Genomic DNA, 20,117 nt, shown 5'->3' with positions numbered 1-20,117 from the left:
AGGCCTCGAAAGCGCATGAGCCGAAGGCTCGAGTCTCGAGGCCTGAACGGCGAGACTTCGGGGGCCTCGACCCCGCGCGCGCCAGCGCGCCGAAAACACAGCACCTTTACGAGCGAGCGCACCTGCTCACCTTCGCGAGCGAGCCCGCCTGCTCACCTTTACGAGCGAGCCCGCCTGCTCACCTTCGCGAGCGAGCCCGCCCGCTCACCTTTACGAGCGAGCCCGCCCGCTCACCTTCGCGAGCGAGCCCGCCCGCTCACCTTTACGAGCGAACCCACACCCCCGCTTTCCCGGCCGGAATCATGTCCGCACGCCGCAGCCGGCCCACAGTCTCGCCCCTCCCCACCAGTCGCCCCACTACCGCACGCTGAGACCGACCTTCTGGAATTCCTTGAGGTCGGAGTATCCGGCTTTGGCCATGGAGCGGCGGAGGGCGCCGACCAGGTTCAGGGAACCGAACGGGTCATCGGAGGGGCCGGTGAGTACTTGTTCGAGGCTGGGGCGCACCGTGGCGGGGCGGGCCGCGTGTCCGGAGAGGAGTTCGTCGTCGAAGTCCCATGGTTCGTCGAGCGACAGCAGCGAACCGCGCGGGACGGACGGGTGTGCGGCAGCGGAGGGCCAGTACCAGCCGCGTCCGGGGGCCTCGGTGGCGAGGGCGAGCGGTGCGCCGAGCATGGCGGCGTCGGCTCCGCAGGCGATGGCCTTGGCCAGCTGGCCGGAGGTGTTGATATCGCCGTCGGCGATGACGTGGACGTAGCGGCCGCCGGTTTCGTCGAGGTAGTCGCGGCGGGCCGCGGCCGCGTCGGCGATGGCGGTGGCCATCGGTACCCCGATGCCGAGGACTTCTCCGGTGGTGGTGGCGCCGTCTTGGGATCCGTATCCGACGATCACGCCCGCGGCTCCGGTCCGCATGAGGTGCAGTGCGGTCCGGTGGTCGCTCACACCGCCGGCGACCACCGGTACGTCGAGTTCGGCGATGAAGGTCTTCAGGTTGAGCGGTTCACCCGCGCCGACGTGTTCGGCCGAGATGATGGTGCCCTGGACGACCAGCAGGTCGATTCCCGCCTGTAGCAGGCCCGGGGTCAGGCTCAGTGCGTTCTGCGGGCTCACTCGTACTGCGACGGTGACGCCGCCGGCCCGGACCTGCGCCACCGCGGCGGCGAGCAGATCGGGTTGCATCGGCGCGGCGTGCAGTTCCTGGAGGAACGCGACCGCCCGCTGATAGCTGCCCTTGTCGGCCAGCTCGACCAGCTGTTCGATTTTGGCGGAGACATCCGCGTGCCGTGCCCACAGACCTTCTCCGTTGATGACCCCGAGTCCGCCACGACGGCCGATCTCGATGGCGAATTCCGGGGAGACCAGTGCGTCGGTGGGGTGGGTGAGGAACGGGATATCGAATCGGTAGGCGTCGAGCTGCCAGGCCAGCGAGACCTGGCTCGCCGAGCGAGTCCGGCGCGACGGAACGATATCGACATCGTCCAGCCCATAGGTTCGGCGGGCCGTCCGGCCCATTCCGATCTCGACCATATCGCGCACGAAAAAACTCCTGTGTTGACGGCGCGCTGCCGCGCGCGGGGTCCGGTCCCCTCCGGCCCGACGGTCTCCGTCCGCGATGCGCAGTCCGCGCATTCGTTCCGAGGGCGGAAACGCGGAACGGGCCGCGACCCGGTGTCGACCTCGTGAGACGAGGCACCGATGTACCGGTTTCACCAGGTGAACCGCGTAATTACACGTAAACCTTACACAGTGTTTTCGGCGCCGCCTGCGGCGGCGCGGGTCGAGGCACCTTGGATCCCGACGTTCAGCCGTCGAGGCTCGCGCCTGCGGCGCATGCGCTTCGACGGCTGACGCTTCTACCGACCGGTGTAGTTGGGGGCCTCGACGGTCATGGTGATGTCGTGCGGGTGGCTCTCCTTGAGACCCGCCGCGGTGATCTGCACGAACTGCGCTTCCTGCAGGCCGGGGATCGACTGGGCGCCGGTGTAACCCATGGCCGCGCGGAGACCGCCGACCAGCTGGTGGATCACCTGGTTGACCGGTCCGCGGAACGGCACGCGGCCTTCGATGCCCTCCGGTACCAGTTTGTCCTCGGCGAGCACATCGTCCTGGAAGTAGCGATCCTTGGAGAAGGATTTCGCCTGGCCGCGGCCCTGCATGGCACCGAGCGATCCCATTCCGCGGTAGCTCTTGAACTGCTTGCCGCCGACGAGGATCAGTTCACCGGGGGATTCGGCGGTGCCGGCGAGCAGCGAGCCGAGCATCACCGTGGAGGCGCCCGCGGCGATGGCCTTGGCGATATCACCGGAGAACTGGATACCGCCGTCGGCGATGACCGGTACGCCGGCCGGCTTACAGGCCGATACCGCTTCCAGGATGGCGGTGATCTGCGGTGCGCCGACACCGGCGACCACACGGGTGGTGCAGATGGAGCCGGGGCCCACGCCGACCTTCACCGCGTCCGCGCCCGCCTCGACCAGTGCCGCGGCACCGGCCCGGGTGGCGATATTGCCGCCGACGACCTGGATCCGGTCGCCGACTTCGGCCTTCACCTTGCTGACCATGCTGAGCACCTGGCGCTGATGTCCGTGCGCGGTGTCGACCACGAGCACATCGGCGCCCGCGTCGGCGAGGGTCATGGCACGCGACCAGGCGTCGTCACCGACACCCACCGCGGCGCCCACCAGCAACCGCCCGTCCCGGTCCTTGGTGGCGTCGGGGAACTGATCGGTTTTGACGAAGTCCTTGACGGTGATGAGCCCGCGCAGCCGACCCTCGCCGTCGACGATCGGTAGCTTCTCCACCTTGTGCCGGCGCAGCAGTCCGAGCGCGGCTTCCGCTGTGACGCCCTCCTGGGCGGTGATGAGCGGCACTTTGGTCATCACATCGGCGACACGCCGGTTCTGGTCGACTTCGAAGCGCATATCGCGGTTGGTGATGATGCCCACCAGCGAGCCGGTCTCGTCGACCACCGGCAGGCCGGAGATCCGGAAGCGGGCGCACATGGCGTCGACTTCGGCGAGGGTGTCGGTCGGGCGGCAGGTCACCGGATCGGTGACCATTCCGGCTTCGGACCGTTTGACGGTTTCCACCTGGCTCGCCTGGTCGGCAACCGAGAGATTGCGATGCAGCACACCCATACCGCCGGCCCGGGCCATGGCGATGGCCATCCGGGCTTCGGTGACGGTGTCCATGGCGGAACTGACCAGCGGGGTCCGCAGGGTGATCTCACGGCTGAGCCGACTCGATGTCTCGACCGAGCTGGGGATCAGGTCCGAGGCGGCGGGGAGCAGCAGTACATCGTCGAAGGTGAGGCCGAGCATGGCGATCTTGTTCGGATCGTCACCACCCGTATGAGGGCGGACTACGGTGCGCTCGCCCGGTACGGGATTACTCATTCGGATCGACCCCTCCTGGACGTCGGCAGAGCTACCGGGGTACGACGACCCGATAGCGAACTGTTACTGGGATTGGACTGCGGCACCGGTTGTGTTCGTCGCCGGTGGTGGCCGGGTGATCGGTACTCGTCGGCGCCGTGACACCATGGTATCGGTCCGCTCGGACCGTGGATCAACTGAGGGCTGTGCCGATCGATAGAGGGGCGGCGGCGAAACTGGCGGCGCGGACGGCTGGCGCAGACCACCCTGTTCTGCGTACCGTGGGGATGTGCGTGACCATCTACCACCTGGCTTGCCGCCGGATCCGTTCGCCGGAGACCCCGCCGACCCGTCCGCCGCGCTCGATGCCATCGAGCCGGGGGAACCGCTGGATCCTCACGAGCGCCTTGCGGTCGAGGAGGATCTCGCCGATCTCGCAGTCTACGAGGCACTACTGGCCCACCGCGGAATCCGCGGGCTGGTGGTGAGCTGCGAGGACTGTCGGCAGGATCACTATCACGACTGGGACATGCTCCGCGCCAATCTGTTACAGCTCCTCGTCGACGGCACGGTCCGCCCGCACGAGCCCGCCTACGATCCGACTCCGGAAGCCTACGTCACCTGGGATTACTGTCGCGGATACGCCGATGCCTCGATGAACGAGGCGTTCCACGGCGACGGGTTCGACGCCTTCGACAGCTGAGTCCGGGGCCGGGCCCGCCCGGCGTGATCGGCCCGTGTGACGCGGCCGATCGATTTTTCACGGCTACGACCGGTTCCACCGGCACACACACCGACTGTGGCCCGATATACGAATGGCCGTCCATCTTCGCCGAAGATGGACGGCCATTCGTATATCACCGTTCGTTCAGTTGATGCCGCCTCCCGGCAAGGTGCTCGGGACCTGCAGCGGGACCGACGGCTGCGGAGCCGGGGTCCGGGGCACCTGCGGAACCGACGGTTGAGCGGGACCGGGCGAACTGATCGTGGACTGCGGTGTCTGGACCGGTGGCTCGACCGAGTCCGCCCCCGGCCCGCTGGGGGTGGTGCCCGGAATCTGCGGCAGGGTGGTCACCGGCGGGGCGATATCCGGAGCGTGGGTGTCCGGGGCCGGGGTAGCCGGAGTATTGGTGTCCGGGGCCTGCGTATCCGGCCGGTCCGTGCCCGGGCCGGGCCGATCGGTGCCGGGGCCCGGACGAACGGGGGCCTCGACGTCGGGAGCGCTCGGCTTGTCGCCGCCACCCGGGCTGCTCGGCCGATCGAACGGCAGCTGGCTGTCCGGTCCGGGAGTCGTGGATGTCGTGCTGCCGGGACGTTGCGTGCTCTCACCGGGCGAGGACGGCTGCACCGGGGCGCCCGGGTCGGGTGAGGGAGCGGACTGCTGCAACTGTGCGGCGACCTCCGGGGGCACCACCTTACGAACTTCCTCGAACAGCTGGTTCCAGCGATCGACGAGTTCGTTGCGCTTGGCCGGATCGTTCACCTGGGTGGTATTGGCCGAAGCCTGTTCCATCCGTTCCCGGGCCTCGTCCGGCTTGCCCTGCTCGAGCAGGGTCTGCGCGGCTGCCAGATCGTCACCGGCGTACTGCACGACCGTGCTCTGCGCCTGCTCGCTGAACACGACCTCTTTGACCCGCCAGAGCGCGTCACCGGGTTCGGCCTGATACGAGAACGCGGAGAGGCCACCGAACACCAGCGCCATCGCGGCAGCGGTGGTCGCTATCGGGCGGAGCAGCCGTAGCTTTCCGCCGGATTGCGCGGTGATACGCGTCTGCCGGGCACCTATCTCCTGATTGACCGCCGCGACCACCGTGTCGAGATCGGGTGCGCCGGGTAGTGGCGGTGCCACGATTTCGGCCCGCCAGTCCGCCAGCAATGTCGCCAGCTGGAGTTCCTCGGTGCTCTCGGTGGGGACGGGTCCACCACGGGCGATAGCGTCGATCAGTTCGTCGTCACGACGAACTGCAACGATATCGACCGGTTCGGATCCGGCACCGGAGCCCTCGGCATAGGGATCGGTGTTCCGCGATGCACGCCGCGCCCATTTGTCGCCCCGACCGCGCCCGCCATCCCTAGCCATACATTTCACCTGCCCTCGCCACTTGTGCCTTCAATTTTGCGAGCGCCCTGTGCTGGGCGACCCGAATCGCGCCCGCCGTACTGCCCACGGCGGTTGCGGTCTCTTCTGCTGACAGACCCATGACCAGGCGCAGGATCAAGATCTCTCGGTGTTTCTCCGGAAGAGTGGCCAGCAGCGTGTTCATCTGCCGGCTGGTTTCCGATTCGAGAGCTCGTTGCTCCGGGCCGTGGTCGGTGGATATGACATCTGGTACTTCGGCCATCGCCTCTGCCTTGTTACGGGAGGCATTGCGATGGGCGTCGGCAACCTTGTGCGAAGCGATTCCATACACGAAGGCCATGAACGGCCGCCCCTGGTCCTGATACCTGGGTAGCGCGGTCATGACCGCTAGACAGACCTCCTGCGCGACATCGTCCGCGGAGAGTTGTCCACGCTCCGCGGCACCGATCCGCGCGCGGCAATAGCGCATCACCAGCGGGCGGACCATTTCCAGTACCTGAGCTAGAGCAGACCGGTCGCCCTGCGCAGCGGCGGCGACGGCGCGGTCCAACTCTTCGCCCGTATGCGTCATCGTCAGCGGAATTCCTGGCGTTACAAGTGGCACGGTCTGTGCTGACCGGTGCTTCCGCCGGTCCAGCGGAACGGGTCCACAATAGGACACCGGCGGCGGTACGGGTCGAGACGGTAGAACTCGGGTTACCGAGCGGGATCGCGAAATAGCCCGCCACGCCGGGAGATCACTGCTCGACACGCGGTCGCGTCGCCGGTAGCCGTGTCGCGAGCAGCCGAGGTTGCGGCCAGACCGCCGCGCAACATCGCGCAGGCCCAGCCCAACGGAACGAGGCCCGCGGTGCGGCACTCGTCGTCGATCCGGTCCGCCAGCGCGCGAGCGCGGTCCAGCTGTCCGGTGGCGCTCGCGGCCGCTGCGACCAGCAATCGCGATTTGACGCGGTGCCGGACCGAGGACCCCTGTTCGGCCAGCGTCAGCGCGGCCTCCGCCGCGGCCAGCGCGGGCACCCCCCGGCCGTCGGCCAGTGCGGTTTCGGCTCGAACCCAATGCCATCGCACCCGGACGCGCGGCCGCTCGGGTGCTCCGTGGTCCGGTCGCCCGGAATCGGGTGCCCGATGATCCAGCAGGACCGCGCAGCGATTCAGCAGCCGAGTCGACAGTGCTGTCCGGCCCACACCCAAGGCGTCCGCCGCCAAACCGATCAGCGCGTCCGCGGCTGCGTCGACGGCGTCCGGCCGGTCGCCGTAGCCGCCGGCGGCGACCGCCGCGGTCTCCGCCGAACGCGGTGACGGCCCGTGCGGCACGGTCGTGGCTGCCGCCGGGAGCACGTACGCGGCGGCCCGTCCGTCGTACCCCGCCGCCCGCTCGTGCCAGCCGAGCTGGCGCAGCAGCGACCCCTGCGTCGACGCGGTGAGTGAGAGCAGCACCGGATCGCCGGTCACCCCGGACAAGCGGCGTAGCGCGGTGCGGGCGGCGGCGTAGTGACCCGCACCACCCAGAGCCACCGCTCGCCACCACATTTCGAGGGGATCGGACGGCTCCGGCAACTCGGCAGCGGACCGATCCGGGCGCGCGCCGAACGCGGCATCGGCGAACGCGGAGAGAGCGGGAACAGGGCGGGTGCCGGGGTCGATCACCGGTGCACTGTACCGGCCGCCGGATCCGCGAGCGGGCGCCTCGGCGGAATCGAACGGGACCGGCGACGATCCAGCTATTTCTCAGCATTAATCCGATCGGCCGTGTTTCCATCAGGTTAATCTCCGCCGACAATCCATGAGCAACCGCGCATCGAATTCGAAGACGTTTCGCTTAATTAACCCACAGGCCCCACCGCGGCCATCTGTGATCGTATCGAGATCGGGGCACCTTAACCCACCGGAGCGATCCGTGGTGCGGAATTCGGTCCGGACCGATCGAGAATCTCCGAGCAGGTCTGGCCCACCTGCAAGTTCGCCGACCAGCGGGTACACATCAACCGACCGACGAACAGGGCAACCCAACAGTATCACCGGGCGATTAGCAAAAGTAAACAGTCAACAAGGTTAAATTCAGTGCGCAAAAAAGCCGATAAATCCGGGCGCCAAACTGTTGACGGAATTTCCTCGGGACCCCTAACGTAACTCATCGCCACGAACGGCGCCGGACGAAAACTCAGCCGGTCGCCGAACGGCAGCGGTGCACGAAGACCGACGCATGTGGCCCCGCGCGCTCACACGAACGCCGGGCACCGCCGAAGAAGCTGTACACATCACTCGCTCGACAATGCCGACGAGCTCGCGTCAACGAGGAGTTCCCCCATGCCCATGCCCACCCATCTTCCCGGACCGAACGCCGATGTCTGGGACTGGCAGATGCGCGGTTCCTGCCGGGGTGTGGATTCGGCGGTGTTCTTCCATCCCGACGGAGAGCGTGGCAGAGCCCGGGCCGCGCGCGAGTTGCGCGCAAAAGAGATCTGCAGGTCGTGCCCGGTATTGATGCAGTGCCGCTCGCACGCCCTGAAGGTCAGTGAGCCCTACGGCATCTGGGGCGGAATGTCGGAGACCGAGCGGGAGATGCACGCCCGGCGCAATCGCCGGCGAATGGCGGTCTGACACGCGAGGCCCCGCGCCACGCCCGGGCGGCGCGACACCACGTGTTCCGCGGGGCCGCATACGCTCTCGGTTATAGCTTGCGGTTATTGTTATGACCGATGACACAGGAGAGTATCGAGCTCTCAGCGCTCCTCGAGCGCTGCGGCCACTCGGATGCCGAGGCTTTCGCCGAGCTGTACGACCGGACCCGCACCCGGGTCTTCGGTCTGGTGTTACGCGTCCTACAGGATTCCGGGTTCGCCGAGGAGACCACGCAAGAGGTCTACCTGCAGACTTGGCGCACGGCGGCGAGTTTCGATCCCTCGCGCGGCTCGGCGGTGACCTGGCTGATGACCCTGGCCCATCGCCGCGCGGTCGATCGGGTGCGTGCCGAGCAGGCACATACCCAACGTGAGATCGCCTACGGTGCCCGGATACTCGGGCACGAATACGACGAGGTCATCGAAGAGGTCGAGCGCAAACTCGACCACCAGGCGGTCGTCGTCGGACTCCGCACCCTGACCGATACGCAGCGCGAGGCGATTTCGCTCGCCTATTACGACGGCCGGACCTACGCCGAGGTGGCCCGCCATCTCGATATCGGCCTGCCGACCGTCAAATCCCGGATCAGAGACGGGCTGACACGGCTCAAGAAGAGTATGGGAGCCCCGGCCTCACTCGGCGGACCGGTACGAGAACGGGCCGTTCACATTCCACAGCGAATGTGAACGGCCCGTTCTGGTTCGGCAAGCCGGTTCCGCCGTGACGGCGCAACCGTTACACCGCACCGCGATCAGTGGGCGTGACCGTGCCCGTGGTCGTTTTCCTCGTCGGCGGGCTTTTCCACCACGGCGCTTTCGGTGGTGAGCACCATCCGCGCCACCGAAGCCGCGTTGATCACGGCCGACCGGGTCACCTTGACCGGGTCCACGACGCCGTCGGCGAGCAGATCACCGTAGGTGAGCGTGGCGGCGTTGAAACCGTCCTTGCCGTCGCCGACCTTGCTGACGACGACCGAACCGTCCACACCGGCGTTGGTGGCGATCCAGTACAGCGGCGCCCGCAGGGCACCGCGCAGCACCTCGGCACCGATGGCCTCGTCACCGGACAGCCCGGCGATCAGCCCGTCCAGCTTGGTGCCCGCCTGGACCAGCGCGGTGCCGCCGCCCGGGACGATACCTTCCTCGACCGCGGCCTTGGCAGCGCTCACCGCGTCCTCGACGCGATACTTGCGCTCCTTGAGCGCGGTCTCGGTGGCCGCGCCGACCTGGATCACCGCGACGCCGCCGGCCAGTTTGGCCAGCCGCTCTTCCAGCTTCTCCCGGTCCCAATCGGAATCGGTGGCCTCGATCTCGCGTCGCAGCTGAGCGCTGCGGGCGGCGATATCGTCGCCGCTGCCCGCGCCGTCGATGATCGTGGTGGTGTCCTTGGTGACCACCACGCGCCGCGCCGAACCCAGCACGTCCAGACCGGAGTCGCGCAGGTTGATGCCGAGATCCGGGTTGACGACCGTGGCCGCGGTGACGACGGCCAGATCGTCGAGGAACGCCTTGCGACGATCGCCGAAGAACGGAGCCTTGACCGCGACGGCCTTGAGGGTCTTGCGGATCGAGTTCACGACCAAGGTGGACAGTGCCTCGCCCTCGACGTCCTCGGCGAGAATCAGCACCGGCTTACCGGATTCCGCGATCTTCTCCAGCAGCGGCAGCAGGTCCGGCAGCGAGCTGATCTTCTCGCGGTGCAGCAGGACCAGCGCGTCCTCCAGCACGGCTTCCTGGCTGTCCCCGTCGGTGATGAAGTACGGCGACAGGTAGCCCTTGTCGAACTGCACACCCTCGGTGACGACGAGTTCGGTCTGCAGGGTCGAGGACTCCTCGACGGTGACCACGCCGTCCTTGCCGACCGTGGTCAGCGCCTTACCGACCATTTCGCCGATGACCTCGTCCCGCGAGGAGACGGTGGCGACCTGGGCGATGGCCTTCTCACCGTCGACCGGGGTGGCCGCGGCCAGCAGTGCTTCGGAGACCGCGTCGGCGGCCTTGGCCAGGCCCGAGCCGATCGCGATCGGGTTGGCACCCGCCGCGATATTCTTCAGACCGCCGCGCACCAGCGCCTGGGCCAGCACGGTGGCGGTGGTGGTGCCGTCGCCGGCGACATCGTTGGTCTTGGTGGCGACGCTCTTGACCAGCTGGGCGCCGAGGTTCTCGAACGGGTCCTCGAGATCGATATCACGCGCGATGGTGACACCGTCGTTGGTGACGGTGGGGCCGCCGAACGATTTGGCCAGCACCACGTGCCGGCCACGCGGGCCGAGAGTGACCTTGACCGCATCGGCGAGCTTGTCGACACCGCGCTCCAGCGCCCGGCGAGCCTGCTCGTCGAACTGGATCTGCTTTGCCATATGTCTTCGCTCCTGTATCTGGTGCGCTTCGAATGTGTGGCACAACGCACTCCGCCCCGGGTCGGATGTTCGACACCGGGGCGGAACGCATGCGCGGCAGTCGAATTACTTGCCGACGACAGCCAGCACGTCGCGCGCGGACAGGATCAGGTATTCCTCACCCTGGTACTTGATCTCGGTACCGCCGTACTTGCTGTAGATGACGGTGTCGCCCTCCTGGACATCCAGCGGGATGCGCTTCTCACCTTCGTCGTCCCACCGGCCGGGGCCGACGGCGACAACGGTGCCCTCCTGCGGCTTCTCCTTGGCCGTATCGGGAATGACCAGGCCGGAGGCGGTCGTCGTCTCGGCCTCGTTGGCCTGGACGAGGATCTTGTCCTCGAGCGGCTTGATGTTCACGCTCGCCACGTTGAGCCCTCCACTTTCAGGGGATAACGGTCGTCCGGAACTGTTGTCCCGGACCATCGATTCGGTCACGATGCTGACCCTGCGCAAAGCCCCGTCGTCGCGGGTTCCGGGACCGCATGCTCAGTAGTCAAGCCTGGCACCGGGCAACAATCGGTGCCGACTAGCACTCTATACATGAGAGTGCCAGCACTCAAGGCCGGGCGCTGCCTATATCGCACCGATTCCGATCCAGTCGATCCCGCTGTCACCAAGACGCCATCCATCTCGGCGCCTGGTCGCCGGGTTGGGAGCCCGACTGCCGGGTAGACCTAGAGAAAGAGGGCTTCCCAATAATTCTCCGACTCTGTAACGTTCGGATAACAGATCGTGACACCATGTGTGATGGTTGTTCGCGAAGCCACCGTTCACCGCAGACGACGGCGGTTTCGCGAACACCTTTCGGCTGTCCGGACATCGCCGTCCGCCCACGCCGCCGCGTCCACTCGAAGGGAGGTGAAGTGAGTATGCGCACATCGCTCGGCATCTCGGCCGGCAACGAAGTGGTGTGCTCCGCACTGGTCACCACCGCCGCCAACGGCGCGCGGACCTTCGACTACCGGGTGGTCTCCGCGGACGCGCATTCCGATCTCGGGGATCTGGTCGCCTCGTCCATCGAGTTGATGACCACCCAGTTGCCCGCGAGCCACGCGCACGAGGCGGTTTTCGGGACCCAGATCCCCGCCGCCAAGACCTCCGGGCTCGACGTGATCGCCGATCGTCCGCCCACGGGTGTCGCAGTCGCCTACCGCAGCAAGGAACAGGCACAGGCGATCCGCCTCGCCACCGGCAAACACCGAGATCCCCAACTGGTTCCGGAGACCACCGCGGCGCTCACCTTCCTCCGCGACACCGGACTGCTGGACCGCTACGGCACGGTGGCCGTGGTGGACCTGGGCGCCTCCGGCTGTACGGTCTCGGTGGCCGATCCGGCCGACGGCACCGTCCTGCACACCGCACGCTCCAGCGCGGTCAGCGGCCGGGCGATCGACGATCTGCTCTACCGGCATCTGGTCGACCAGCACTACGACCGGCGCGGCACCCGGCCCAACCGCAGCGTGCTGGTGAACCGGGCCCGCACGGCCAAGGAACACCTGTCGGTCACCCAGACCGTCACCATCGATCACATCGCGGGCCGCCCGCTGAAACTCACCCGCACGGATTTCGAATCGCTCACCGCCGGGCTGATGCGCGAACTCGCGCGCTTCACCTCGATGACCTTCGGCCTGGCCGACCGCGCCCCGGAGGCGGTCGTGGTGATCGGCGGCGGCGCGAATATCCCGGCGGTGCTGGAAACACTGCGCACCGAATCGGATCTGCCGGTGCTCACGGTGCCGGATCCGGACGCGGTGATCGCCAAGGGCGCGGCCCTGCTCGCCGATACCGCGCGGTCCAACGCCCCGATCGGCGCGCTGACGCCGGACAAATCCGGGAACACCCTGCTCAAGGCATTCGGCACGGTGGCCGGCGCGATCGTGGTGGTGGGTTTGATCATCGGATACGGGGTGAACACAATGACCCCCAGTAGTTCCGACGAAGAGGTCTCCCCCGCCGGTACCACCAGCAGCGCCCAGTTGCCGACCACCACGACGATCGCCCCGACGACCACGACCGTCGTGCCGAGCACCACCGAGGTGGATCCCCAGCAGCCCGTGGAGGACCCGGCAGACCTCGGTGAGCCCGGAACGACCTATACCGAGCCACCGGTGGTCGCAGACCCCACCACGGGCGAATACCCCTCGGCCGGAAGCACGACCACGACGCCGGGGGAATCGTCGTCGCCGACCACGAGCGCCACCCCGTCGGGCACCGAACCGCCCACGCTGCGACCGGATCCGAACCTGCCGCATATCCCCTTCCCGGAAGGGATCGGGCCGGGCGGGCTCGGCGCCCCGCCGTCATCGGAGCAGCTGCCGACGGATGCACCGTCCACCTCCGACGTCCCACCGCCGACGGGCTCGCAGCGAACCCAGACGACGCTGGACATTCCGCCTCCGGCGCCACGTCCGCAGCTGCCCGGATCCGGTTCGGCAGGATAGGTTTCCCGGGTCAGCCGACCTGACTGACCGATACCGGCAGCCCCGGATCGGAGGCCACCGACAGCGCCGACGGTGCGGCACCGCCGCCGATCACGTGCGCGCCCAGCGCCGCGATCATCACGCCGTTATCGGTGCACAGCCGGGGTTTCGGGATACGCAGGGTCAAACCGGCCGCGGCACATCGCTCTTGCGCCAGCGAGCGGATCCGGGTGTTCGCCGTGGCGCCACCACCCAGCACCAGGGTGTCCACGCCCACGTCCTCGGCCGCCCGAACCGCCTTCATCGTGAGCACATCGGCGACCGCTTCCTGGAACGAAGCGGCGATATCGGGAATCGGCAACCGGTCCGGGCCGACGCCCTGCCGGGCCTGCGCCTCCACATAGCGCGCGACCGCTGTCTTCAGTCCGGAGAAGGAGAAATCGTACCGCGGATCCCGGGGACCGGTCATTCCGCGCGGGAACGGAACAGCAGCCGGATCACCGGTAGCCGCGGCCGCATCCAATGCCGGACCGCCCGGGTAGCCGAGCCCCAGCAGGCGGGCGACCTTGTCGAACGCCTCCCCGGCGGCATCGTCGACAGTGCTGCCCAATTCGATGAGCGGCTCCGACAGATCTCGCACATGAAGCAGATGTGTGTGCCCGCCGGACACCAGCAGCGCCACACAGGGCGGCATCGGGCCGTGTTCGAGAGTGTCCACCGCGACATGCCCGCCGAGATGGTTCAGCGCGTAGAACGGAATATCCCAGGCCGCCGCATAGGCTTTCGCGGCCGCGACCCCGACCAACAGCGCTCCGGCCAGACCGGGACCTATCGTCACCGCCAAGGCGTCGGGCGCCGCGATCCCCGCAGCCGCCAGCGCGCGCCGCATAGCGGGCACGATCGCCTCGAGATGGGCGCGGGACGCGATCTCGGGCACCACACCGCCGAAGCGGGCGTGTTCGGCGACACTGGAGGCGACCTCGTCGGCCAGGAGTTCACAACTGCCGTCGGCATTGCGGCGCACGATTCCGACGCCGGTCTCGTCACAGGAACTCTCGATTCCCATCACGATCACGACAGCACCCCGTCCGGGGTCCGGGTGCCGAAGACCACGGGTACGTCTTCCAGCGCGGGACGGCGCATCGTGTACGCGTCCGCTCCGCTGGGGTGGTAGTAGTTCTTGCGCAGACCGATGATGTGGAAACCGTGTTTGGCGTACATCGCGATCGCGGCGGCGTTGTCGGTGCGCACCTCGAGGAAGACCGGTCCACCGCGGCGCCCGGCCTCGGTGAGCAATGCCTCCAGCAACAGGGTGCCGATACCCGCGCGGTGGCAGGTCGGGTCGACACCGATGGTGTGTACCTCGGCTTCCGGGTGTTCGGCGTCACCGAGCAGCGCGATCCCCGCGTAGCCCACCATGTTCCCGGCATCGTCGCGGGCGGTGATATAGCGGTTGTACCGAGCGGCGAGTTCGGAGCGGAACGCCACGGCCTGCCACGGATCGTCCTCCGGGAACAGCAGTTGTTCCAGCTCCACGCAGCCGGCGATATCGGTCGGCTCCATGGGTTCTATACGAATTCCCGTGGTACGAATTCCCATTGTCACGCTCCCATCCGGTCGAGAGTGCGGTAGCTGCGTTCGACCGCGTCGGGGCGGCGCAAATACAGCGGGACCAGCGGTTCGGGGGATGCGCCGGACAGCAGGGCGGACGCCGCCACCTGCACCAGGGCAGCGGGCGAAGGCGTCTGCACGGCCAGCGCGGGAAGGTCGAACAGGGCGGTGTGCGCGGGTGATCCGGCGATCACGGTCGCCCCTGCCACCGGAAGTTCGGCGGGTTTGCTCACCTCGGGTCCGGCGACCCGGGTCCGGCCACCGTCGCGGTAACGCGCGGCGTACACCTCGCGGCGCCGGGCATCGGTGACCACCAGCAGTTCGTCGTCGGGCCCGAGCCCCGGTGCGCATTCGGCGGCTATCGCGTCCAGACTGCAGACACCGTGTACCGGGATGCCCAGCGCGTCACCGAATGCGGCGGCGGTGGCCATCCCGACCCGCAGCCCGGTGAACGGCCCCGGCCCGATCCCGGCGACCACCGCCGCGATATCGGTACGCGACACCCCGGCCTCGGCCAGGCATTCCAGGATCTGCGGGGTGAGTGCCTCGGCGTGCGCGCGGGCATCGACGAGCACCCGGACGGCCAGAGTGCGCGGAAGAGCGGCGTCCGAGGTGTGCGCACCGGCGGCCGCCTGCTCCAGTTCGACAAGTCCCGCCGTGACGGCAGGCGTCGCGGTGTCGACAGCAAGTGCAAGCATGGTCTGGTCAACGATACCGGGTGACCCGCTTCACACGGTGGTGGCGCACGGCGCCCGAACAGCCCGGTTACCGATTTCGCGCGACCTATCGCGCCTGGGCGGTGTGCACCCACTCCCAAGATGCCGTGCGGACTTCGGATTCCGGCTCCCGCGACATTCGTACCAGCAGATGCCGGCCGGTGAGCCGCTCCGCCATTCCGCTGCCCCACTCGACCACCACGACCGCATCGTCGAGTTCGGTGTCCAGATCGAGTGCGTCGAGTTCGTCGAGGTTCCCGCCCAGCCGGTAGGCGTCGACATGGACCAGCGGTACCGGCAGACCGTCGGGCCGATCGCCCGCCGGATGCCGGCGCGCGATGACGAAGGTGGGCGAACTCACCCGGCCCCCGACGCCCAGGCCCGCCGCGATCCCGCGGGTCAGGGCCGTTTTACCGGCACCCAGCGGACCGTCGAGCACCACCAGATCGCCCGCCTGCAGCCCCGTGGCGAGTTCCCGGCCGAGCGCCTCGGTATCGGTGACCTCCGGCAACCGGCGTTCGCCGTGGTCAGCCACCGGCGGCCTCCCGGCGGTCGTCTTCGCCCACCACACCGGCGCGGATCAGCAACCGGTCCAGTGCGGCATTTGTCTCCTCCGGGTACTGCAACTGCGGCATATGCGCCGCATCCGGCAGCCGGACGAGTTCGCAATCGTCCAATTCGCGTGCCAGCACACGGGAATTGCGGAACGGGATGACCAGATCCCGGGTACCGCCGAGCACCAGCGCCGGGATGTCGCGCAAAACCGGCAATGCCGCCGCCTCGTCGTGCAATTCGATGGCCTTCAGGAACTTCACGACCGTTTCCACCGGTGTGCGGTCGATCATCATGGTGGTGAACCGCGACAGCGTCGGGCTCACCGGCCCGTGGAACGAACTCACGTGCAGAATCGGCGTGATCACGTGGCGCGCGGTGACCCGACCGGCCTGTACCAGCGCCGGCGCGGTGTGCACGGCCAGCCGGAATCCGTCTATCGCCGGGTTGCGCAGCAGCTGGCCGATACCCGCGGACGTCACCTCGGCCGCGGCGGTGGACAGCAGCGCGACACCGCGCACCCGCTGGGCGAACAGCTCGCCGGCGTGCGCGGCCGCGGCGAGCACGGCCATCCCGCCCAGCGAATGCCCGACCAGGATCAACGGCCCGCGCGGCGCCCGGGCATCGATGACCGTGAGCAGATCCCGGCCGAGCCGGGACACCGTACAGCTGTCGGTTTCCGGCGTACCGGAGCGTCCGTGGCCGCGCAGATCGAACAGCACCAGGCGCAGGCGTGAACCCCAGCGCTGCGCCAGATGGCGGCGTTGGAAGTGGAACGACTCCATGCTGTTGCAGAAACCGTGTACGAAAATCACTGTGGCGGCGGCGTCGCCGGACCCCCATTCGCGGGTGGCCAGGCACACACCGTCGTCGGCGATCACCTCACCGGCGCGATCGAGATCGATCAGGGCGAAGTTCTCGTCCCGGTACTCGTCGCGTACCGGGGGCCACAGCACCTTCGCACCGGCCCGGCGCAGCGCGTGCACACCGGCCATGGCGCCGACCACCCCGGCGGTGGCCAGCCCACCGCGCAACAGGGTTGTTCGTCGTGTCATCGCGTACCCCCTCGATACCGCCGGTGTACCCGGCCGCGGGGCGCGCACACCACTTCGTAGTGGATCGTGCCGAGCAGATCGGCCCAATCCTGGGCCCGCGGTTCGCCGCGGCTACCCGATCCGAACAGGATGGCGGTATCGCCCTCGGCCACGCCCTCGGCATTGTCACCGAGATCCACCACCAGCTGGTCCATACAGACCCGGCCACGATTCGGGCGACGGCGACCACCGACCCATACTTCCATTCGCCCGCCGAGCGGCCGGAACACACCGTCGGCGTAGCCGGCGGGAATCAGCGCGACCGTGGTGTCGGCCGGGGCGATCCACTCGTGCCCGTAGGACACGCCCTCACCTGCGGCGACATGCTTGACCAACGCCACCTCGGCCTGAAAGGTCATCGCGGGCCGGAGATCGAATTCGCCGATCTCGGGTACCGGTGTGAGGCCGTACATCGCGATACCCGGGCGGACCATATCGAAGGCCAGATCGGGCCGGGTCAGCGTGGCCGCGGAATTGGCCAGGTGCACCAGATCCGGCTCCAGCCCGTATTCCTTCGCTACGGCGATGGCCTCGAGGAAACGGTCGCGCTGGATATCGATGGTCGGATGATAGGGCTCGTCGGCGTGCGCGAGATGGGAGAAGATCGCCCGGAACCGCACCACCCCGTCGTCCACGAGTTCCCGTAGGGCCGCCAGTACCGCGGGGTACACACTCCGCTCTATCCCGTTGCGGTTGAGGCCGGTGTCGACCTTGAGGCTCACGACGGCCTGTTCGCCCACCCTCCGGGCAGCCGCGGCGACCGCCTCGAGCTGTTCCGGCGAGGAGATCCCGATTTCGATATCGGCGGCGACGGCCGCGGCGTAATCGGAATCACAGATATTGAGCCAGCACAGGATCGGTGCCGTGATCCCGGCGTCGCGCAGCGTGACCGCCTCGGCCACCGTGGTGACCCCCAGTTCGGCCGCGCCCGCGGCCAGCGCGGTCCGCGCGACCTCGACGGCGCCGTGGTTGTAGCCGTCGGCCTTGACGACCACCATCACCGCGGCGTCGCCTGCGTGCGCACGCAGTACTCCGACGTTGTGTGCGATGGCATCCAGATCGACGACTGCTTCCACTTGACCGTTCACACCTGCCGATACTGCCATCTCCCCGACTGGACCCGACGGGGGCCACCCGTGGGTCCCGGCCGGGTGTACTCCGGGCGGGCGCGGCCCGCGCTGTCCACCCACGGACACCGTTCATCACGTCCTCACGCGGACAGCGCGCGCAATGTCGCGACGGCAGCGGGCAGATGCCGCAGCAGCGGTGACGCCGAGATGGGCGCGGCGCAACCACCCGGAGTGTCATGTGCGGCCAGTCCCGCGGCCAGCGCGTGCACCCGGGCGGCAGCCGCCGCGGCGAGTACCGGATCGTGGCCTGCGGCGAGCAGCGCACCGATCACCCCGGAGAGCACATCGCCCGCCCCGGCGGTCGCGGCCCACGAACCACCGGCCTCGTTGACCAGCACCCGGTGGCCCGGCGCGGCGACCAGCGTCGCCCGGCCCTTGAGCAACACTGCGACCTGCCATGATTCGGCGAACTCGCGCACCGCGGCGACCCGGTCGGGTCCCGGCTCCGCACCGGTCAATCTGCGGAATTCCCCGGCGTGCGGAGTCAGCACGGTGGGCGCCCGACGACCCCGGACCAGGTCCGGTTCGGTCGCCAGCAGCGTCAGACCGTCCGCGTCGACGACCACCGGAAGGTCGGTGGCCAGGATCGCGGCCAGGTGATCGCGGGCGGTGCGGTCGGTACCGGAACCCGGGCCGAATACCCAGGACTGCACCCGGCCGACCTCGGCCGGATCGGATACCGCGATCACCTCGGGGTAGTGCGCCAGCACCGCGGACGCCGCACTACCCACATAGCGCACCATCCCCGAGGTGGCGGCGACCGCGGCACCGGTGCAGAGGACGGCCGCGCCCGGATAGGTGGCGCTCCCGGCGCGCACACCGGTGACTCCCTGTGTGTATTTGTCGTCCGCGGCGTCCGGAACGGGCCAGCGCGCACCCACTGCCGCGGGGTCCAGGGCCGCGAGCCCCGCAGCGGGCAGCCGTAAACCGATGGGTACCAGCTCTGTCCGGCCACACCAGGGTGCCGCCAGCGCGTGCACCGGTTTGAGCGCCCCGAACGACACGGTCACCGCTGCCCGGACCGCGGGGCCCGGCACCGCCCCGGTATCCGGGTCGACTCCGCTGGGCAGATCGGCCGCGACGATCGGAACATCGAGTCCCGCAACGATTCGCGCCGCCTCCGGCCGCAGCGGACCGCGCCCGGATATTCCGACGATCCCGTCCACCACCAGGTCCGCGCGAGCCGATTCCGACACGGCCGCAACCGGATCGGTGCACACCCGTCCGCCGGCGCGCCGGAGCGCGGCCAGTCCGGCCGGATGCGCTCGCGCCGGATTCAGCAGAACCGCCGTCACGGCCACACCCCGCCGGCGCAACATCGACCCGGCCCACAACGCATCACCGCCGTTGTCGCCCGAACCCACCAGCAAGACGACCGACCGGCCCACGACTCCCCCGCCGCGGGCGCGGAGTTCGGCCGCCACCACCCGCGCCAGCCCGTAGGCCGCGCGGCGCATGGGCACTCCGTCGGGGACCCTGGTGAACAGTTCGGCCTCGGCGCGGCGCACCTCGTCGGCGGTGTAATAGTCGAACGACCGGGTCACCGAACACACCTCCGCAGTTGGACGGGCAGCGATGCCAGCAGACTACGCTTGACCTCCATGCTCAGACCTCACCGCGCCGTACTCGCACCGGCTGCCGGATTGGCCCTCGTCGCGGCGCTGTTGTCCGGTTGCGATTCCGGTGGTTCGGCAGACGATCCGGCCGAATCGCCTGCCGTGGGCGAGCATTCGCAACGCAGTCCGGAAGCCACCGTCACCGTGGAGGTCGAGGAGGACCGCTTCTCGCCGGCCGATATCACCATCTCCGCCGGGGATACGGTCGCCTGGCATTTCGACGGCGATCTGCCACACGGCGTACAGGGCATCGGCGACAAAGCGATGGGGATCAACAGTCCGCTGTTCGAGGTGGGCGATTGGAGTCACACCTTCACCCAGCCCGGCGAATACCGCTATCTGTGCCCGATCCACCCGGATATGCGTGGCACGATCACCGTCGAATAGACATAACCCGGTCGGCTCCACACGTCGACGCGCACGGCCGCAGCGAACGCGGAGGTACGCCGAGGCCCACACAGAACGAAAGCCTGCACGAAACACCGACATACCGACGCGCAC

General features: G+C 68.4%; 19 protein-coding genes. 5 read left to right on the top strand and 14 right to left on the bottom strand.

The genetic code is table 11. From position 1 onward, the window contains the following. Positions 1-357: 357 nt before the first annotated feature. Together ACWCPQ_RS25710 and guaB are read right to left on the bottom strand one after the other, a co-directional pair. Positions 358-1,536: a GuaB3 family IMP dehydrogenase-related protein gene (locus tag ACWCPQ_RS25710; protein ID WP_449903253.1), complete on the bottom strand. Its 1,179-nt coding sequence runs from the start codon at positions 1,534-1,536 to the stop codon at positions 358-360. A gap of 317 nt (positions 1,537-1,853) precedes the next feature. Continuing rightward, positions 1,854-3,395, bottom strand: coding sequence for an IMP dehydrogenase (guaB, locus tag ACWCPQ_RS25705; protein ID WP_449903250.1), 1,542 nt, complete (start codon positions 3,393-3,395; stop codon positions 1,854-1,856). A 268-nt stretch (positions 3,396-3,663) separates the two neighbouring features. Between guaB and ACWCPQ_RS25700 the strand changes: the two genes are divergently transcribed. Next, the gene (locus ACWCPQ_RS25700; RefSeq protein WP_030522220.1) at positions 3,664-4,077 is read left to right on the top strand and encodes a DUF5319 domain-containing protein; all 414 of its coding nucleotides are present in this window, start codon (positions 3,664-3,666) and stop codon (positions 4,075-4,077) included. 165 nt (positions 4,078-4,242) lie between these two features. On the opposite strand, the gene ACWCPQ_RS25695 is transcribed toward ACWCPQ_RS25700, so the two are convergent. The 3 genes from ACWCPQ_RS25695 to ACWCPQ_RS25685 all read right to left on the bottom strand — a co-directional run bounded on the left by ACWCPQ_RS25695 (position 4,243) and on the right by ACWCPQ_RS25685 (position 7,101). Beyond that, positions 4,243-5,454 carry an anti-sigma-D factor RsdA gene (locus ACWCPQ_RS25695; protein ID WP_449903247.1) on the bottom strand — a complete coding sequence of 404 codons (1,212 nt, stop codon included), beginning with the start codon at positions 5,452-5,454 and terminating at the stop codon, positions 4,243-4,245. Continuing rightward, positions 5,447-6,025: a sigma-70 family RNA polymerase sigma factor gene (locus ACWCPQ_RS25690; RefSeq protein ID WP_449903245.1), complete on the bottom strand. Its 579-nt coding sequence runs from the start codon at positions 6,023-6,025 to the stop codon at positions 5,447-5,449. Before ACWCPQ_RS25690 ends, ACWCPQ_RS25695 begins: the two co-directional genes overlap by 8 nt. A gap of 125 nt (positions 6,026-6,150) precedes the next feature. Further along, a complete protein-coding gene (locus tag ACWCPQ_RS25685) occupies positions 6,151-7,101 on the bottom strand; it encodes a hypothetical protein (RefSeq protein WP_449903243.1) in 951 nt (316 codons plus the stop codon). 660 nt (positions 7,102-7,761) lie between these two features. Here ACWCPQ_RS25685 and ACWCPQ_RS25680 point away from each other — a divergent pair. Both ACWCPQ_RS25680 and sigK read left to right on the top strand, forming a co-directional pair. Further along, complete coding sequence (locus tag ACWCPQ_RS25680; RefSeq protein WP_030522224.1) at positions 7,762-8,055, top strand: WhiB family transcriptional regulator; 294 nt, start codon at positions 7,762-7,764, stop codon at positions 8,053-8,055. 98 nt (positions 8,056-8,153) lie between these two features. Beyond that, the gene (gene sigK / locus ACWCPQ_RS25675; RefSeq protein WP_449903241.1) at positions 8,154-8,762 is read left to right on the top strand and encodes an ECF RNA polymerase sigma factor SigK; all 609 of its coding nucleotides are present in this window, start codon (positions 8,154-8,156) and stop codon (positions 8,760-8,762) included. Between the two features lie 65 nt (positions 8,763-8,827). Here the strand turns inward: sigK and groL are convergent, their stop codons facing one another. Both groL and groES read right to left on the bottom strand, forming a co-directional pair. Beyond that, complete coding sequence (gene groL, locus ACWCPQ_RS25670; protein ID WP_449903239.1) at positions 8,828-10,435, bottom strand: chaperonin GroEL; 1,608 nt, start codon at positions 10,433-10,435, stop codon at positions 8,828-8,830. A gap of 105 nt (positions 10,436-10,540) precedes the next feature. Beyond that, positions 10,541-10,843: a co-chaperone GroES gene (gene groES / locus ACWCPQ_RS25665; protein WP_030522227.1), complete on the bottom strand. Its 303-nt coding sequence runs from the start codon at positions 10,841-10,843 to the stop codon at positions 10,541-10,543. 503 nt (positions 10,844-11,346) lie between these two features. Between groES and ACWCPQ_RS25660 the strand changes: the two genes are divergently transcribed. Beyond that, the gene (locus ACWCPQ_RS25660) at positions 11,347-12,918 is read left to right on the top strand and encodes an Hsp70 family protein (protein ID WP_449903272.1); all 1,572 of its coding nucleotides are present in this window, start codon (positions 11,347-11,349) and stop codon (positions 12,916-12,918) included. A 10-nt stretch (positions 12,919-12,928) separates the two neighbouring features. Here the strand turns inward: ACWCPQ_RS25660 and tsaD are convergent, their stop codons facing one another. The 7 genes from tsaD to ACWCPQ_RS25625 all read right to left on the bottom strand — a co-directional run bounded on the left by tsaD (position 12,929) and on the right by ACWCPQ_RS25625 (position 19,544). Further along, a complete protein-coding gene (gene tsaD, locus ACWCPQ_RS25655; RefSeq protein ID WP_449903237.1) occupies positions 12,929-13,972 on the bottom strand; it encodes a tRNA (adenosine(37)-N6)-threonylcarbamoyltransferase complex transferase subunit TsaD in 1,044 nt (347 codons plus the stop codon). Beyond that, positions 13,969-14,460 carry a ribosomal protein S18-alanine N-acetyltransferase gene (gene rimI, locus ACWCPQ_RS25650; protein ID WP_449903235.1) on the bottom strand — a complete coding sequence of 164 codons (492 nt, stop codon included), beginning with the start codon at positions 14,458-14,460 and terminating at the stop codon, positions 13,969-13,971. The genes tsaD and rimI overlap by 4 nt, the downstream gene beginning before the upstream one ends. A 38-nt stretch (positions 14,461-14,498) precedes the next feature. Then, a complete protein-coding gene (gene tsaB, locus ACWCPQ_RS25645; protein WP_449903234.1) occupies positions 14,499-15,206 on the bottom strand; it encodes a tRNA (adenosine(37)-N6)-threonylcarbamoyltransferase complex dimerization subunit type 1 TsaB in 708 nt (235 codons plus the stop codon). An 85-nt stretch (positions 15,207-15,291) separates the two neighbouring features. Next, a complete protein-coding gene (gene tsaE / locus ACWCPQ_RS25640) occupies positions 15,292-15,759 on the bottom strand; it encodes a tRNA (adenosine(37)-N6)-threonylcarbamoyltransferase complex ATPase subunit type 1 TsaE (protein ID WP_449903231.1) in 468 nt (155 codons plus the stop codon). Continuing rightward, the gene (locus ACWCPQ_RS25635; RefSeq protein WP_449903228.1) at positions 15,752-16,831 is read right to left on the bottom strand and encodes an alpha/beta fold hydrolase; all 1,080 of its coding nucleotides are present in this window, start codon (positions 16,829-16,831) and stop codon (positions 15,752-15,754) included. Before ACWCPQ_RS25635 ends, tsaE begins: the two co-directional genes overlap by 8 nt. Then, on the bottom strand, positions 16,828-17,976 hold the full coding sequence (gene alr, locus ACWCPQ_RS25630; protein ID WP_449903226.1) for an alanine racemase: 1,149 nt from the start codon (positions 17,974-17,976) through the stop codon (positions 16,828-16,830). The genes ACWCPQ_RS25635 and alr overlap by 4 nt, the downstream gene beginning before the upstream one ends. A gap of 104 nt (positions 17,977-18,080) precedes the next feature. Next, positions 18,081-19,544, bottom strand: a complete 1,464-nt coding sequence (locus tag ACWCPQ_RS25625) for an NAD(P)H-hydrate dehydratase (RefSeq protein ID WP_449903224.1) — start codon at positions 19,542-19,544, stop codon at positions 18,081-18,083. Positions 19,545-19,601: 57 nt separating this feature from the next. Between ACWCPQ_RS25625 and ACWCPQ_RS25620 the strand changes: the two genes are divergently transcribed. Beyond that, the gene (locus ACWCPQ_RS25620; RefSeq protein WP_449903222.1) at positions 19,602-20,003 is read left to right on the top strand and encodes a cupredoxin domain-containing protein; all 402 of its coding nucleotides are present in this window, start codon (positions 19,602-19,604) and stop codon (positions 20,001-20,003) included. Positions 20,004-20,117 lie beyond the last annotated feature (114 nt).

This window comes from Nocardia sp. NPDC001965, assembly GCF_053594175.1.
Note: the sequence above shows the minus strand (reverse complement) of the source record. Positions and strands in the feature narration are given on the sequence as shown.

Excerpts from the sequence above, each read along its gene's own strand:
- rimI (WP_449903235.1), bottom strand. The coding sequence starts at position 14,460 with ATGGAGCCGACCGATATCGCCGGCTGCGTGGAGCTGGAACAACTGCTG.
- sigK (WP_449903241.1), top strand. The coding sequence starts at position 8,154 with ATGACACAGGAGAGTATCGAGCTCTCAGCGCTCCTCGAGCGCTGCGGC.
- groL (WP_449903239.1), bottom strand. The coding sequence starts at position 10,435 with ATGGCAAAGCAGATCCAGTTCGACGAGCAGGCTCGCCGGGCGCTGGAG.
- tsaB (WP_449903234.1), bottom strand. The coding sequence starts at position 15,206 with ATGCTTGCACTTGCTGTCGACACCGCGACGCCTGCCGTCACGGCGGGA.
- ACWCPQ_RS25635 (WP_449903228.1), bottom strand. The coding sequence starts at position 16,831 with ATGACACGACGAACAACCCTGTTGCGCGGTGGGCTGGCCACCGCCGGG.
- ACWCPQ_RS25695 (WP_449903247.1), bottom strand. The coding sequence starts at position 5,454 with ATGGCTAGGGATGGCGGGCGCGGTCGGGGCGACAAATGGGCGCGGCGT.
- ACWCPQ_RS25660 (WP_449903272.1), top strand. The coding sequence starts at position 11,347 with ATGCGCACATCGCTCGGCATCTCGGCCGGCAACGAAGTGGTGTGCTCC.
- guaB (WP_449903250.1), bottom strand. The coding sequence starts at position 3,395 with ATGAGTAATCCCGTACCGGGCGAGCGCACCGTAGTCCGCCCTCATACG.
- ACWCPQ_RS25620 (WP_449903222.1), top strand. The coding sequence starts at position 19,602 with ATGCTCAGACCTCACCGCGCCGTACTCGCACCGGCTGCCGGATTGGCC.
- ACWCPQ_RS25690 (WP_449903245.1), bottom strand. The coding sequence starts at position 6,025 with ATGACGCATACGGGCGAAGAGTTGGACCGCGCCGTCGCCGCCGCTGCG.
- ACWCPQ_RS25680 (WP_030522224.1), top strand. The coding sequence starts at position 7,762 with ATGCCCATGCCCACCCATCTTCCCGGACCGAACGCCGATGTCTGGGAC.
- alr (WP_449903226.1), bottom strand. The coding sequence starts at position 17,976 with ATGGCAGTATCGGCAGGTGTGAACGGTCAAGTGGAAGCAGTCGTCGAT.